Annotated in this window: 13 protein-coding genes; 11 read left to right on the forward strand and 2 right to left on the reverse strand. The window is 65.6% G+C overall.

Going from position 1 to position 14,584, the window contains the following annotated elements:
- Window positions 1-4 precede the first annotated feature (4 nt).
- Entirely contained in the window at window positions 5-547 is a 543-nt protein-coding gene (locus tag CAFEL_RS04850; RefSeq protein WP_194560199.1) for a PH domain-containing protein, read from the reverse strand.
- Window positions 548-861: 314 nt separating this feature from the next.
- Here CAFEL_RS04850 and CAFEL_RS04855 point away from each other — a divergent pair, with 314 nt between their 5' ends.
- The 3 genes from CAFEL_RS04855 (at window position 862) to ilvC (ending at window position 4,266) form a co-directional block, all read left to right on the forward strand.
- Entirely contained in the window at window positions 862-2,655 is a 1,794-nt protein-coding gene (locus tag CAFEL_RS04855) for an acetolactate synthase large subunit (protein ID WP_394354800.1), read from the forward strand.
- A gap of 2 nt (window positions 2,656-2,657) precedes the next feature.
- Complete coding sequence (gene ilvN / locus CAFEL_RS04860) at window positions 2,658-3,176, forward strand: acetolactate synthase small subunit (RefSeq protein WP_194560197.1); 519 nt, start codon at window positions 2,658-2,660, stop codon at window positions 3,174-3,176.
- Window positions 3,177-3,249: 73 nt separating this feature from the next.
- Window positions 3,250-4,266, forward strand: a complete 1,017-nt coding sequence (gene ilvC / locus CAFEL_RS04865) for a ketol-acid reductoisomerase (protein WP_194560196.1) — start codon at window positions 3,250-3,252, stop codon at window positions 4,264-4,266.
- Window positions 4,267-4,330: 64 nt separating this feature from the next.
- Here the strand turns inward: ilvC and CAFEL_RS04870 are convergent, their stop codons facing one another.
- Window positions 4,331-4,927 (reverse strand): hypothetical protein, encoded by a 597-nt coding sequence (locus CAFEL_RS04870; RefSeq protein WP_194560195.1) that lies wholly within the window; start codon window positions 4,925-4,927, stop codon window positions 4,331-4,333.
- Between the two features lie 279 nt (window positions 4,928-5,206).
- On the opposite strand from CAFEL_RS04870, the gene CAFEL_RS04875 reads away from it, so the two are divergent.
- From CAFEL_RS04875 to CAFEL_RS04910, 8 genes are read left to right on the forward strand one after another with little or no spacing between them, the layout of a single operon-like run.
- Complete coding sequence (locus CAFEL_RS04875; protein WP_194560194.1) at window positions 5,207-6,097, forward strand: cation diffusion facilitator family transporter; 891 nt, start codon at window positions 5,207-5,209, stop codon at window positions 6,095-6,097.
- Between the two features lie 22 nt (window positions 6,098-6,119).
- Complete coding sequence (locus CAFEL_RS04880; protein WP_194560193.1) at window positions 6,120-7,889, forward strand: DUF262 domain-containing protein; 1,770 nt, start codon at window positions 6,120-6,122, stop codon at window positions 7,887-7,889.
- Window positions 7,889-8,746, forward strand: a complete 858-nt coding sequence (locus CAFEL_RS04885) for a hypothetical protein (RefSeq protein WP_290172316.1) — start codon at window positions 7,889-7,891, stop codon at window positions 8,744-8,746. Before CAFEL_RS04880 ends, CAFEL_RS04885 begins: the two co-directional genes overlap by 1 nt.
- Before the next feature lie 60 nt (window positions 8,747-8,806).
- Entirely contained in the window at window positions 8,807-9,823 is a 1,017-nt protein-coding gene (locus CAFEL_RS04890; RefSeq protein ID WP_194560192.1) for a 3-isopropylmalate dehydrogenase, read from the forward strand.
- 10 nt (window positions 9,824-9,833) lie between these two features.
- Window positions 9,834-11,282: a cell wall-binding repeat-containing protein gene (locus CAFEL_RS04895; RefSeq protein ID WP_194560191.1), complete on the forward strand. Its 1,449-nt coding sequence runs from the start codon at window positions 9,834-9,836 to the stop codon at window positions 11,280-11,282.
- Between the two features lie 42 nt (window positions 11,283-11,324).
- Window positions 11,325-13,190 (forward strand): DUF294 nucleotidyltransferase-like domain-containing protein, encoded by a 1,866-nt coding sequence (locus CAFEL_RS04900; RefSeq protein ID WP_194560190.1) that lies wholly within the window; start codon window positions 11,325-11,327, stop codon window positions 13,188-13,190.
- Window position 13,191: 1 nt separating this feature from the next.
- Complete coding sequence (locus CAFEL_RS04905; protein ID WP_194560189.1) at window positions 13,192-13,758, forward strand: 3'-5' exonuclease; 567 nt, start codon at window positions 13,192-13,194, stop codon at window positions 13,756-13,758.
- Window positions 13,759-13,792: 34 nt separating this feature from the next.
- Window positions 13,793-14,584 carry a fumarylacetoacetate hydrolase family protein gene (locus CAFEL_RS04910; protein ID WP_074432049.1) on the forward strand — a complete coding sequence of 264 codons (792 nt, stop codon included), beginning with the start codon at window positions 13,793-13,795 and terminating at the stop codon, window positions 14,582-14,584.

The raw sequence follows: 14,584 nt of genomic DNA on the forward strand, positions 1-14,584 counted from the left end.
CTCCTTAACTTTCAGGGGAAGTTTTCGGCGCGGACGGGCGCGGGCCCGGCAGATCCGGGTGCTCGGCTACATAGGCGTCGTACTCTTCGCGGGAGAGCAGAATTTTGTGGCCGTCCTTGTCGATGATTTCGTACTTGCCGTCGGCGGCCTCCTGGGCTGCGGTGATCACGTCGGTGATGCGGCCGTTGGAGGCCTCGGCCAGATCGGGAAGCGAGTTGAAGGTCACGCCGGGCAGCGGGTGCTCGGTGCCGTCGACAGTGACGGCGTGAACAGCAGAACCCTTGAACGCGAGGCCTTTCAGATCGCGCCACGGCAGGGTGACGTTCTTGCGCACCAGATACTTGGCGGTGATGCCGCGCTCGTCCACGGTGGTGGAGGAGGCGAGTACCCAGGCCAGCCAGACGGCGGGGAAGATCAGCAGCCAGGCCAGGTACTTCGGCGCCCAGAGGATGCCCATCAGGGCGATGCCGGTGGCGAGCACGATGGCGAGGATGTGCTCGCGCGTGGGCTTGAATACGTGCTGGGTGTGCTCCGGCGTGTCAGTCATAGTTGGGGATGGTAGTCACCTTTGGAACGTCGATAGGCAATAGCCCGCAATTTAAATACTTGAATAAAAACCCACGAGTTGTTGTCTGGGACACTACAGTTCTGAATCGTGATCAACGAGCGACTTGTAATTATTCTCTCCCGACGGCGCTTGCCGTAGCGGGTGCGTTTTACACGCCGCTCACACACACCAAGCGCCCTCGAGAGCACATCGCTCGCCGGGGGCTTTTGTTGTATGAGATCGCGATAACAAGCAGAGTCGAGCAAGCAAGGAGCCTTCACGTGGCAGCTGCAGAGAAAAGAAAGCCCGAACGCATGACGGGTGCGGACGCAGTCGTGCGCAGCCTCGAGGAACTGGGCACCGAGATCGTATTCGGTCTGCCCGGTGGTGCAGTGCTCCCGCTTTACGACGCACTGTTCCGCGCCGAGAAACTGCGCCACGTCCTCGTGCGCCACGAGCAAAGCGCAGGACACGCAGCGGAAGGCTACGCGGTGGCCTCCGGCAATGTGGGCGTGTGCATCGCCACCTCCGGCCCGGGCGCGACCAACCTGGTTACCCCGATTGCGGACGCCTACCTTGATTCGGTGCCGATGGTGGCCATCACCGGCCAGGTCGGCTCGCCGCTTTTGGGCACCGACGCGTTCCAGGAGGCGGACATCCGCGGTGTGACCATGCCGATTACCAAGCACAACCTCATGGTGGCGAAGGCTGAGGAGATCCCCAGCGCAATCGCGGCGGCCTTCCATATCGCCTCCACCGGCCGCCCCGGCCCGGTGCTGGTGGACATCCCGAAGGACGTGCAAAACGCCGAGATCGAATTCGCGTGGCCGCCGAAGGTGGACCTGCCGGGCTACAAGCCGAACACGAAGCCGCACAACCGCCAGATCGCGCAGGCGGCGAAGATGATTGCCAAGGCGAAGCGCCCCGTGCTCTATATCGGCGGCGGCGTGGTCAAGGCAAACGCGCACAAGCAGCTGGCCAAGTTTGTGGAGGCCACCGGCATCCCGGTGGTGACCACACTGATGGCGCTCGGGACGTTCCCGCACGACCACCCGCTCTACCTGGGCATGCCTGGTATGCACGGCACCGTGCCGGCGGTGGGCGCGTTCCAGGAGTCCGACCTGCTCATCGCGATCGGCGCGCGTTTCGACGACCGCGTCACCGGCGACACCGAGACCTTCGCCCCGCACGCGAAGGTCATCCACGCCGACATCGACCCGGCCGAGGTGGGCAAGATCCGCCCGGTGGACGTGCCGATCGTCGGCGACGCCAAGCGGGTGCTGTCCGAGCTCACCGATTATTTCGAGGAAAAAGATAAGGTCAAGGCTCCCAGCATCAGGCCGTGGATCGAGCGCTTGATGGACCTCAAAGAGCGCTTCCCGCGCGGCTATGAGGAGCACACCGACGGCACGCTGGCACCCCAGTACGTGCTGGAGACGCTGTCCAAGACCGCAGGTTCCGACGCAATTTATGTCTCGGGCGTGGGCCAGCACCAGATGTGGGCCGCCCAGTTCATCGACTATGACAAGCCGCGCCACTGGATCAACTCCGGCGGCGCAGGAACGATGGGCTTTTCCATCCCGGCCGCGATGGGCGCGAAAGCGGCGATGCCGGAGAAAGAGGTCTGGGCGATCGACGGCGACGGCTGCTTCCAGATGACCAACCAGGAGATCACCACCGCCGCCCTCGAGGGCTTCCCCATCAAGGTGGCCTTGATCAACAACGGCAACCTGGGCATGGTGCGCCAGTGGCAGACCCTGTTCTACGACGGGCACTACTCGCACACCAAGCTCGGCGGCGAGGTTTACGTCCCGGACTTTGTGAAGCTGTCCGAGGCGCTCGGCGCGGTGTCGTTCCGCGTCACCTCCGCCGACGAGGTGGAAGAGGCGATCCAACGCGCCCGCGAGATCAACGACCGCCCGGTGGTGATCGAGTTTGTCGTGGGCGAGGACGCGCAGGTGTGGCCGATGATTGCGGCTGGCACCTCTAACTCCGACATCGAGTACGCGCGCGGCATGCGTCCGTTCTTCGGCGAGGAGGAGTCTGCGGCGGAGACGCCGGAGGCCATCAACGACACCATCGAAGCGCTCGAGCAGGAGGGAAACTAACCATGGCACAGCCCGAACAGATCACCCGCCACACGCTGTCGGTGCTCGTCGACGACGTCGACGGCATCATCACCCGCGTCACCGCGCTGTTTACCCGCCGCGGCTACAACCTGGTCTCCCTCGTCTCCGCGAAGACGGCGAAGGAGGGCATCAACCGCCTCACGGTTGTCGTGGACGCCACGCCCCATGCCGTCGAGCAGATCACCAAACAGCTGTACAAGCTCATCCAGGTGCACAAGGTGCTCGAGCTTGACGACGCCACGTCGGTCGGCCGCCAACTGCTCCTGGTGAAGGTCAACGCGGACAACCTGACCCGTCCGCAGGTGGTGGACGCCGCCAACCTGTTCCGCGCCCGCGTGATCGACGTGGCGGTGGACTCCGTGATTATCGAGGCCACGGGCAACTCCGCCAAGCTCAAGGCGTTTCTTGAGGTGATGGACTCCTTCGGGATCCGCGAGTTGGCGCGCTCCGGTTCGGTGGCGCTGTCGCGTGGTGCCAAGACGATGGCAAAGTCCGAGTAAATCTTAAAATCCCGAGACGGTTGTGTCATAATGTGAAATGACCGTCTCATAGAATGAAGGAAGTGACGTACACATGGCAATCGACGTGCTCTACGACAACGATGCAGACCTGTCCCTGATCCAGGGCAAGAAGGTCGCCATCATCGGCTACGGCTCCCAAGGCCACGCACACGCGCAGAACCTGCGCGAATCCGGCGTCGAGGTGGTCGTCGGCCTGCGCGAAGGCTCCAAGTCCGCGGACAAAGCTCGCGAGGCTGGCTTCGAGGTCAAGACTAACGCGGAGGCCGCTGAGTGGGCCGACGTGATCATGCTGCTGGCCCCGGACACCTCCCAGGCGCAGATCTTCACTGAGGACATCGAGCCGAACCTCAAAGACGGCGACGCACTGTTCTTCGGCCACGGCCTGAACATCCACTTCGACCTGATCGAGCCGGCGGACAACATCACCGTCGCCATGGTCGCGCCGAAGGGCCCGGGCCACCTGGTCCGCCGCACCTTCGTCGACGGCAAGGGTGTGCCGGCGCTGATCGCTGTGGAGCAGGACCCGCAGGGCAACGGCAAGGAGCTCGCTCTGTCCTACGCCGCGGCGATCGGCGGCGCACGCGCAGGCGTCATCCCGACTACCTTCGAGGCGGAAACCGTCACCGACCTGTTCGGCGAGCAGGCCGTGCTCTGCGGCGGCCTGGAGGACCTGATCATGTCCGGCTTCGAGGTGCTCACCGAGGCCGGCTACGAGCCGGAGATGGCCTACTTCGAGTGCCTGCACGAGATGAAGCTGATCGTGGACCTGATCTACGAAGGCGGCCTGGCCAACATGAACTACTCCATCTCCGACACCGCGGAGTTTGGCGGCTACCTCTCCGGCCCGCGCGTCATCGACGCCGGCGCGAAGAACCGCATGCGCGAGATCCTGAAGGACATTCAGGACGGCACGTTCACCAAGCGCCTCGTCGACAACGTCGAAGGCGGCAATAAGGAGCTGGAGGACCTGCGGGCGAAGGTCTCCGAGCACCCGATTGAAAAGACGGGCGCAGAGCTGCGCGACATGATGAGTTGGGTGAAGAACCCGCTCACCGACACCGCCCGATAGCTTGTAGGCAGCAAAAACCCCGCGCTCCCGATTGGGAGACGCGGGGTGAAGCTTTTTGTAGCGACTAGTTGGTAGCCGCAGCACCCTCCGGAGCTTCCTCCGGTGCCAGGGTCTCGGTGATCTCGTCAACGATGTTGGTCTCGGTGACCGTCTCGTCTGCCGGCTCAGCGGCGGACTCCTCGGCGCCCGCGGCAGCGGACTCCTCGGCGCCCTCGACGGTGGTGGTCTCGGAGACAACCTCGGTTGCGGCGGTGGTGGTGGAGGTAACGGTCTCGCCCTCGTCATTGTCGCCGGAGAACAGGGACCACAGCAGCCACAGCAGCAGCAGCGCGACGAACAGGCCGAGCAGCCACTTCCACCAGCCGCCACCGGAGTTGCCCTCTTCGGTCACAGCCGTGGAGCCAGAGGTGGAACGAGCCGGGGTGGATGCGGTGCCCTCGGTGGTGGTGCGCTCAACGCGGACATCCTTGTTCGGCTCGACGTTGGTGCGGTCAGCGTTGATGTCCTTAACGCGGTCGGCGCCCTCGCCGCCGCGGCCACGCAGGTCGTCCAGCTTGTCCTTGCCGAGATCCTTCGCGTCGCCGAGTTTGTCCTGGCCGAAGTCCTTAGCGTCCTTGGCGACGTCCTTCGGGTTGCGCTTCGGGTCGATGGGGTTGCTCATTGTAAATTCCTTTCGTGCTAACACAAGTGCTGGCATAACGTCTCCGTCGGACGCATGGCTGAGCCAGCATCCGTGGCGAACGAACGCCCACTGTAACAAAACTTCCGCAAGCGGTGCCGCGGGATCCGTGCTGCGCGTCTCAATGTATTCGGCGTTTTCCCTGCGCTCCCAGGGTGGCCGCTGCCATATGGAACGATTTTCAATTAGTTGTCATTAAGGTATGCAGCGAATACCGTAGGTCGTCGATAGGCAATGTGCAGAATGCGAAGGGAACCGGAGATGCACGACAACGCACACCACGACCACGCCCACGGCGCTCCGCGGCGCGCGCTCGCAGTCGCGCTTGCCATCACCGGCACGGTGTTTGTCGCGGAGGTCGTAGGCGGTTGGCTCTCCGGGTCGATGGCGTTGATCGCGGATGCGATGCACATGCTTTCCGACGCCGCGGGGCTGATCATCTCGCTGATCGCCATCATCGTCGGACAAAGGGCAGCCTCGGCGACCGCGACGTACGGTTACCGGCGCGTGGAGGTGCTCGCCGCGCTGCTTAACGCGGTGGCGGTGCTGAGCATCTCCGTCTGGATCGTGGTTGCGGCGGTGCGCAGGTTGGGCGACCCGCAACCGGTGGAGACCACCTCAATGATGGTGATCGCGGTTGTTGGCTTAGTCGCGAACGCAGCCTCGGCGTGGGTGCTCTCGCGCCATAGGGAGGGCTCCATCAACGTGCAGGGAGCGTACCTGCACGTGATGGTGGACATGCTCGGCTCCGTCGCAGTGCTTGTGGCCGGAGCGGTGATCGCGCTCACCGGTTTTACCGGAGCGGACGTGGTCGCCTCGCTGCTCATTGCGGCGCTAGTGCTGCCACAGGCTTGGCGGCTGATGGTGGGCTCTACCCGCGTGATGCTCGAGCACGTGCCGGCCGGGTTTGACGCGGACGAGGTGGTGCACGCACTGAAGCATGTCGAAGGGGTGGGTGACACGCATGACCTGCACCTATGGTCGCTGGATGGGGTGAGCGTGCTGGCTACGGTGCACGTGGTGGCGCGTCCCGGGGTGGACCGGGACCAGCTGCTTGACCGCGTGCAGGAGGCCCTGGCGCAGCTAGGGGTGGAGCATGCGACGGTGCAGATTGAGCCGCCGGAGCACATCGGTCACGAGAAGGTGTGCTGAAACTGCACTACGCTGTGGTGCCATGGGTTTCACCACGCCGAGCTACTCACTCAAGGACTTGTTTTCCCGCGCAGGGCGGGGAGAGCTGCAGTTGCCTGATTTTCAGCGCGAATATCTTTGGGGCGTCGACAGAGTCCGCACGCTGGTGACATCGGTGCTGCGTGGCTACCCGGTGGGCTCGTTCCTCGCCCTGGACACGCGCAACATGGAGCAGCGCTTCAAGCCGCGCCCGCTCGAGGGCGTGGAGGTCGACGGCGTGGCTCCAGGGCTGTTGCTTCTGGACGGCCAGCAGCGCCTGACCTCGCTCTACCAGGCGTTCACGAACAACGGCGAGGTCCATACCGTGGATTATTTAGGCCGGCCGATCTGCCGCCGCTTCCTGGTGGACGTGCGCGCCGCGGCGTCCGCGGACCCGATGCCGGTGGAGGCACTGTTCGCGGTGGACGAGCAAGGACAGGTGCGTTCCCACTTTGGGCCGGTCGTCGAAGGTGCCCTGAATTCGCGCGAGGCCTACATACATAACGGTGTCATCCCGGTGAGCATGCTGCTGTGGCCGGAGGGCAACGACCTGCTCGTGGACATGGCCGCGAGCACCGAGGACGCGCAGCTGCGCGACGCGGTCAAGCGTTTTGTCAACCAGGTCATGCGGGCGCTTCCGGCTTACGACGTGCCGGTGATCCGCGTGGACCGCGAAACCACGCAGGCGGGTGTTGGCCAGATCTTCGCCTTTGCCAACTCCGCAGGCGTGCAGATGGACGTTTTTGAACTGCTCACGGCGGTCTTCGCATCCGAGGACCCGTCGTTCGTGCTGGCGGAAACATGGCTGGATACGGAGTGCAAGCTGCGCGAGCATCCCGTGCTGGACAGCGTTGGGCGCGTGGAGTTTTTACGTGCGCTGTCGCTGCTGCTGTCCAGCAGGCGAGGCCAGGCGCGGGGCCACCGCGGCGACATCTTGGACATAACGCTTGAGCAGTACCGGAATCACGCAGGTGAGATGCTGGACGGTTTTCTTGCCGCGGCGGCGTTTTTGGAGAAGCGACGGGTTGTTTCCGCGGACCAGGTGCCGTACCCGGCCCAATTGATCCCGTTGGCGGTGATTTTGGCACGCCTGGCTGAGGATCCGGGCGCGCTCGAGCGCGAGGGGGCAGCGGACCGGCTCAACCGCTGGTTCTGGTGCGGTGTCTTCGGTGAGCTGTACGGCTCCCACGCACCCACCATCCGCATCGGACTGGATGTCACCGAGGTGACTCCCTGGGTGCGCGGGGACACCGGCGAGCCGCCCCGCACGGTGTCGGACGCGCAGTTTTACGAGTCCCGCCTGCGTACTGCCGGCCCGGACAGCGGCGTCTACCGTGGCCTGTACTCGCTGCTCATGGCCCGGGGCGCACGCGATTGGCGCACCGCCGAGCCGTTTACCGCCGAAACGGTGGGGCGGCTGCAGCCCCGGTTCCGGCAGGTGTTCCCGACAGAGTATCTGGCAGTGACCGGTGCGCTGGACAACGACCCGGAGCTGGCCGATTCGGTGCTCAACCGTACCCCGATGGGACGGCGCACGGACGTGGTTATCGAGGGCAACGAGCCGAAGCGTTACCTGTCCCGGCTGCAGTCGAAGTCCCTGCTGGAAGACGACGAGTTCGACGCAGTGCTTGAAGGCCACGAGATGGACCCGGAACTGGTGCTGGCCTCGAACTGGGAGGGCTTCGTGGCCGACAGGCGCGAGCGCTTCGTGGGCATGATCGAGTACGCCATGGACCGTGCCGCCGAGCGGGACTGGGAACCGAGCGGGGACTAGTGGCGAAAGCGGGAACTTTCGCGGGGGCGGCCGCTGTGATTGCTGCCGCCGCGATGCTGATGTCGTGCGCGCCCGAGGCGCAGTTGAGCCCACTGGAGCGCGCTCGCGGCGTGAACCAGTCCAAGCACGTGGGGAAGCTGTTCGCGGGCGAGCCGGAGGTCGTCGATGACGTTCTGGGCATTGAGACCACGAGGTTGTTCTTCCCGGCGTCGGAGACGCTCGTGCTGAGCGACAGCTCGGTTGAGGCGCAGCTACGCGCGGCTTCCATCGCGGTGACCACGAACGCGCCGATGATGGTCTACGACCCGGCCCGCCACGCCGAGTACGTGCAGATGATCGCGGATATGCGCACGGTGAACGTGCTCACGGTCGGGGACGTGGCCATTGCGCCGTCGAAAGGCGCGGTGAGCGTGCGGCGCGATCCCGGTGGACTGCGGGCGTTGGAGCAGATGACGGCGTTGCGCTACCGGGAGCGCACCGTCGCCACGCCGCAGGAGGCGGTGCGGGAGGTAGCCGAGTTGCACCAGCGCGAACCGATGTGGCTGCGTGCGCAGTGGGCGGATCCGGCGGTCTTGCCCGCGTCGACCCCGGAACCTTTCCCCATTCAGTCCCGCCGCGACGCCAATATGGCACCAAGGGTGGTTGCGACCTGGGAATCGTCGATCCCGTCCGTGGCAAACGCGCGCAGCTACGGCGCGGAAGTGACGCTTGTGCCGTTGGCGGATCCGCGCAGGAGCGAGCAGACCCTGTTTGCCATGGCGGGGTTGGCCGAGCGTCCATTGGTGGCGCTGGGAAGCCACTTCGGTACCTCCGAGGAGCTGGCCGTGCGTATCCGGGAGGCGGAAGCGGCCTACTAGCGCGGCGCGAGGTGATAGCCTGAGACTGTTTTCTACTATGTGAGAAGAGGGTTTCAGGATATGAAAATTGCAGTGCTCGCAGGAGACGGCATCGGACCAGAAGTCATGGCGGAGGGTCTCAAGGTTCTCAACGCTGTGCGCGACGACGTGGAAACGACCGATTTCGATCTCGGTGCCCGCCGCTACCTGCGAAACGGCGAGCTTCTTACGGACGCCGACCTGGACGATTTGAAAGCGCACGACGCGATCCTGCTCGGCGCCATCGGCGACCCGGAGCGCGTTCCGGCCGGCGTGCTCGAGCGCGGCCTGCTGCTGCCGCTGCGCTTCAAGCTGGACCACTACGTCAACCTGCGCCCGTCGCGGCTGTACCCGTCGTCGGTGAGCCCGCTGGCGAACCCGGGGGACATCGACTTTGTGGTGGTGCGCGAGGGCACCGAGGGGCTCTACGCCGGAAACGGCGGCACCCTGCGACAGGGCACGGACAACGAGGTGGCGTCAGAGGTCTCCCAGAACACCTACCACGGTGTCTCCCGCGTGGTGCGCTACGCGTTCGAGCTGGCAATGACCCGCCGCAAGAAGCTCACCCTGGTGCATAAGACGAACGTGCTGGTCAACGCCGGTGGGTTGTGGCAGCGCGTCGTCGACGAGCTCGCGCCCGAGTTCCCGGAGGTCGAGGTGGACTACAACCACATCGACGCCGCGACGATTTACATGGTGCAGGACCCGCAGCGTTACGATGTCATCGTCACAGACAACCTTTTCGGCGACATCCTCACCGACCTCGCAGGTGCCGTCGCCGGGGGCGTGGGGCTCGCCAGCTCCGGCAACATCAACGCCGCCAAGGAATTTCCTTCCATGTTCGAGCCGGTGCACGGATCGGCCCCGGACATCGCCGGGCAGGGCATTGCGGACCCGGCCGCGATGATCCTGTCGGTGGCGATGATGCTGCGCTTCCTCGGCGACGAGGACAACGCCGCGCGCATCGAAGAGGCCGTGGAGGGCGATGTGGCCTCCCGCGGCGACGCGAAGCTGCGGACCACCGAAGTGGGTGACCGGATCGCCGCCGCCCTGAAGTAGGGTTGTGCGCATGCATGTGACCCGCACGATTCCTGCCGTCCTGACCGCAACCGCACTGGTGCTCACCAGCTGCAGCAGTACAGAAGGCGGGGTCGGCGCCCCTGCCGCGCTCGAAACTCACGGTGACGAGGTCATCCAGGACACAGACGGCACCGGTGTGGAGGTCTCACAACGCCTCTTCGATTCCTCGGAGTCCGTTGTAGTCTCCGCCAAGGACCGCGACCAGCAGCTCAAGGCAGCGGCCATCGCCGTCAAGCTTGGGGCGCCGATGCTTGTGCGTCTCGACGGCACCGATTCCGCCGTCGACGCCGAAGTCGAGCGCCTGGGCGCCACGCGCGTGATCAACGTTCCGGGCGATGAAGAAGAGGCCGAGGCGGTCGCCTCCGCCGAGCCGGCCGAGGACGCCGCTGCGATCGCGGCGTTGGACGCGCAGAACCCGAGCGAGCTGACCATGCCACCGGTGTTCGCCACCGCGCTGTCCTCGCGCGCCTCCGTCGCCACCGCGCGCGCGGCTGGCGCAGAGGTGCAAGTGCTGGCGGCGCCGGATCCGCGCGCCACGGCGGACAGCATGCGCACCGTCACCGACCAGGACACCCTCGCGCTGGGCCGCCAGTGGGGCGACACTGAAAACTTCCAGGCGCGTGCGGCACTCGCGGAGGGCGGCGAGCTGCCGGGCGGCGGCGGCCTGGTCTTCCCGGGCCGTCGCATGGTGGCTCTGTACGGCCACCCCTACGGCCCGGACCTGGGCGTGATGGGGGAGCAGGACCCGGCGGCCGCGGTGGAGCTGGCGAAGAAGTACGCCGAGGACTACCAGCCGTTTAGCGATGCCCCTGTCATCCCCGCGTTCGAGGTCATCGCCACCGTTGCCTCCGGCGGCCCGGGCGACGACGGTAACTTCTCCAACGAGACGCCGATGGAAGACCTCGTGCCCTACGTCGACGCGATCGTGGACGCCGGCGGCTACGCCGTGATCGACCTGCAGCCCGGCCAGGGCAGCTTCCTCGAGCAGGCCAAGCTGTATGAGGAGCTGCTCAAGCGCCCGAACGTCGGACTGGCACTGGACGCCGAGTGGAAGCTCAACCCGGGCGAGCAGCCCCTGTCGCGCATCGGCAGCGCCACCTCGGGCGAGATCAACGAGGTGGCGGACTGGCTCGCGCAGCTCGTCCGCGACAACAACCTGCCGCAAAAGGCGATGATTCTGCACCAGTTCAACGTGGCCATGTACCCGGACCGCGAAAACATTGTCACCGGCCAGCCAGAGCTCGCCTGGATCCTGCACGCCGACGGCCACGGCGACCCGGAGCAGAAGTTCGATACCTGGAACGTGCTGCGCGAAGGTCTGGACCCGAACTATTTCATGGCGTGGAAGAACTTCTTCGACGAGGATTTCCCGACGTTTACCCCGGAGCAGACCTACCGCGACGTCAACCCGCGTCCCTGGTTTGTCAGCTACCAGTAAAAACTGCCGGTATCGGGCGCAGCCGCACGATACTCTTGCTCTATGAGTGTGGAGCTTGATGAGGTCTACGGTTTCCTCGCCCAGCACGAGCCCTTCTCGACGCTACCCGAGGACACGCTGCGCGCACTTCCGTCGCAGATGGGCATTACCTATGTCCGCCGCGGCCAGGCCGTGGTGGAGGTGGGCCAGCCCAACGACACGCTCTACGTCATCCGCTCCGGCGCGGTGGACATCGTCAGCGCGGACAACCTGCTGCTGGACCGGCGCGAGGCTGGCCTGAACTTCGGCTACTCCACGCTGGTGGGCGAGCGTGAGTCCGCCTACCTCATGCAGGCGGTGGAAGACAGCATCCTGCTCTTGCTTCCGCGCGAGGCGTTCCTCGAGTTGCTTGCGCAGTTCCCCGACATGGGCCGTTTCTTCCAAACCGCCTCCCGCCGCGTGCGTGCCGCCGCCGAGGAGGTGCGCGATGGCGGCGCCACCGACGTGCTGCGCACCCCGCTGCGCGAGATTTTCGCCGGCCGCGGGCCGGTCACCCGGGACAAGCACGTGAGTATCGCCGAGGCCGCTCGCGCGATGGGCGAAGAGGACATCAGCAGCCTGATCATCACCGACGGGCACGAGGTCGCCGGCATCATCACCGACGCCGACATGCGCTCGCGCGTGGTCGCGGCGGGGGTGGACACGTCCGGGCCCGTGGCTGATGTGATGACCAGCCCGGTGCGTACCATTGCCCCCAACGCGCTCGTGTTCGAGGCGATGCTGACTATGAGCGAGATGGGCATCCACCACCTGCCGGTCGCGGACGACACCCAAGTGGTTGGGGTGGTCACCGCTGCGGACATTATGCGCCAGCTGCAGGCGGACCCGATCTACCTCGCGGCGGACGTCGCGCGGGCGTCGCAGGAAGAGCTGGAGGGCGCCTACCGGGACGCGGCGCGCGTCGCGGTGCGGTTTTTCGAGCGCGGCGCTTCGGCGGCCGTGACGCAGCGGCTGCTCACTTCGATCGCGGATGCGGTGGCGAAAAGGTTGGGCACTTTAGCCGTCGAGAAGCTTGGGCCTCCGCCTGTGCCTTTCGCGTTCGTTGCGGTGGGCTCGCAGGCGCGCGGGGAGATGGGTCCAGCTAGCGACCAGGACAACGCGCTCGTGCTCGCCGATTCCTTTGATGCCGAGCGACACGGCGAGTACTTCGCGCAGTTCAGCGCATTCGTCTGCGAGGGGCTCGCCCGCGCCGGCCAGGCGTTGTGCCCGGGCGACATGATGGCGTCTTCGCCACATTGGCGGATGACGGAAAGCGAGTGGGGGCGCACGTTCCACGGCTGGGTCACCGCGCCGAAGCCGGACGCGCTACTGCACGCGCAGGTGTTCTTCGATTTCCGCGCCGTCTTCGGTTTCGGAGAAGGCTGGGAGGACATGGCCACGCGCGTGCGCTCTGGCGCGCTGGCGTCCGCGCACGGCTCGCGCCGCCTCCATACGCACCTGGCCGCGCTGGCCACATTCCGCGAGCCCCCGGTGGGTTTCTTCCGCGGGTTTGTGCTCGAGCGCAGCGGTGATTACGCCCACACGCTGGACATCAAGCGTGGCGGCACTGCGGCGGTGGTGCAGATGGCGCGCCTGTACGCCATCGCGGCCGGGGTGGACGAGGTGGACACCATCGCGCGGCTGCGCGGCGCCGCCGGCGGGCCGGTCTCCGCGAAGGGCGCGGCGGATCTCTTGGACGCCTACGAGTACTTGGCCGACTTGGCCATGCGCCACCAGGCCACGCAGGTGCGCGCGGGCGAGGTTCCGAACTACCGCATCGACCCGAAGCAGCTGCCCGAGCGCGACCGCGCAGCACTTCGCGACGCGTTCGGGGTGATCAAGTCGTTGCAGAACGCGCTTTCCACCGCGTACCCGACCAGGGCGGTGTGAAATGCTGTTCGGTCCGAAGAAGCGGCAGCTTATCGACGACTCCCTGCTCGCCGTGGACGTCGAAACCACGGGCCTGAAGCCAGCGCACTCGCAGCTGGTGTCCGTGGGTTGGGTGCCGGTCAACGGCCGGGTGATCGACCTCGCCGGCGCCGAATACTTCGTCCTGCGCGGGGCGGACGTGGGGGAGTCCGCCACATTGCACGGGGTGACCGACGACGAGGTGACGTCGCTGGGCCGGGAACCTGCAGAGGTGCTCGAGGTGTTTCTGGCTGCGCTCGACGGGCGGAAGCTGCTCGCGCATTTCGCGCAGATGGAAACCGGGTTTTTAGGCAAGCTGCACCAGGAAGTGCGCGGCTCCAAATGGCGGCTGCACGACAGCGAGGTGGTTGACACCTTCGCCATGGAGCGGCGCCACATGGAACGCATGGGCACCTACCCGCGCGGCGAAGACCTGCGTTTGCCCAGGGTGCGTCAGCGTTATAACCTGCCGGCCTACGCGAACCACAACGCGTTGACCGACGCGGTGGCGTGCGCCGAGCTCTATCTCGCGTTAACCGCATCCGGGTAACGCCACTTTTGTAATTGGTTGTATGCTCTGTCACATGCGTTTTGGACGAATTGCAACACCTGAAGGAATGACATTCGCCGTCATCGACGACGAGGGAACAACTGCGAAGGCCATCGCTGGCACCCCGTTCACCGACCCCGAGTACACCGGCAAAGAGTATGCGCTTGAGGACGTCCGCCTGCTCGCCCCGACGCTGCCGTCGAAGGTGGTGGCAGTGGGCCGCAACTACGCCGACCACGTCGCGGAGGTGTTCAAGCAGTCCTCAGAGCACCTGCCGCCGACGATCTTCATCAAGCCGTCCACGGCTGTGGTGGGCCCCGGCGCCGCCATCAAGATTCCGGAGTACGCCACCGGAGTGGAGTTTGAAGGCGAGCTCGCGCTCGTCGTCGGCGTGCCGTGCAAGAATGTCAAGGCTGCAGACTGGAAGTCCGTTATCCGCGGCGTGACCATCATCAACGACGTGTCGTCCCGCGACCTGCAGTTCGCTGACGGCCAGTGGGCCCGCGCGAAAGGCATCGACACCTTCGGTCCCATCGGCCCATGGATTGAGACGGACCTGGAGAAGTTCGACTTCGCCAACCTGCCCATCAAGGCGCACCACACCCACAACGGCGTCACCGAGACCAAGCAGGATTCCAACTCCAACCAGATGATCAAGTCCGTCGGAGAGATGGTGGAGTGGGTCTCCGAATCCTTCACGCTGCTGCCTGGCGACGTCATCGCAACCGGCTCGCCCGCCGGCACCGCGGAGATGGTGCCGGGCGACCATATCGAGGTGGAGATCCCCGGCATCGGCAAGCTGGGCAACCCCGTCGAGCGGGCGTAG

The sequence above is a fragment of the Corynebacterium afermentans subsp. lipophilum genome (assembly GCF_030408375.1).
Classification (GTDB): Bacteria; Actinomycetota; Actinomycetes; order Mycobacteriales; family Mycobacteriaceae; genus Corynebacterium; species Corynebacterium lipophilum.

What these genes read in the sequence shown, in the direction of transcription:
- CAFEL_RS04850 (WP_194560199.1), bottom strand. Translation starts at nt 547, where the DNA reads ATGACTGACACGCCGGAGCACACCCAGCACGTATTCAAGCCCACGCGC.
- CAFEL_RS04895 (WP_194560191.1), top strand. Translation starts at nt 9,834, where the DNA reads ATGCATGTGACCCGCACGATTCCTGCCGTCCTGACCGCAACCGCACTG.
- CAFEL_RS04890 (WP_194560192.1), top strand. Translation starts at nt 8,807, where the DNA reads ATGAAAATTGCAGTGCTCGCAGGAGACGGCATCGGACCAGAAGTCATG.
- CAFEL_RS04855 (WP_394354800.1), top strand. Translation starts at nt 862, where the DNA reads ATGACGGGTGCGGACGCAGTCGTGCGCAGCCTCGAGGAACTGGGCACC.
- CAFEL_RS04880 (WP_194560193.1), top strand. Translation starts at nt 6,120, where the DNA reads ATGGGTTTCACCACGCCGAGCTACTCACTCAAGGACTTGTTTTCCCGC.
- CAFEL_RS04870 (WP_194560195.1), bottom strand. Translation starts at nt 4,927, where the DNA reads ATGAGCAACCCCATCGACCCGAAGCGCAACCCGAAGGACGTCGCCAAG.
- CAFEL_RS04900 (WP_194560190.1), top strand. Translation starts at nt 11,325, where the DNA reads ATGAGTGTGGAGCTTGATGAGGTCTACGGTTTCCTCGCCCAGCACGAG.
- ilvC (WP_194560196.1), top strand. Translation starts at nt 3,250, where the DNA reads ATGGCAATCGACGTGCTCTACGACAACGATGCAGACCTGTCCCTGATC.
- CAFEL_RS04875 (WP_194560194.1), top strand. Translation starts at nt 5,207, where the DNA reads ATGCACGACAACGCACACCACGACCACGCCCACGGCGCTCCGCGGCGC.
- ilvN (WP_194560197.1), top strand. Translation starts at nt 2,658, where the DNA reads ATGGCACAGCCCGAACAGATCACCCGCCACACGCTGTCGGTGCTCGTC.
- CAFEL_RS04905 (WP_194560189.1), top strand. Translation starts at nt 13,192, where the DNA reads ATGCTGTTCGGTCCGAAGAAGCGGCAGCTTATCGACGACTCCCTGCTC.
- CAFEL_RS04910 (WP_074432049.1), top strand. Translation starts at nt 13,793, where the DNA reads ATGCGTTTTGGACGAATTGCAACACCTGAAGGAATGACATTCGCCGTC.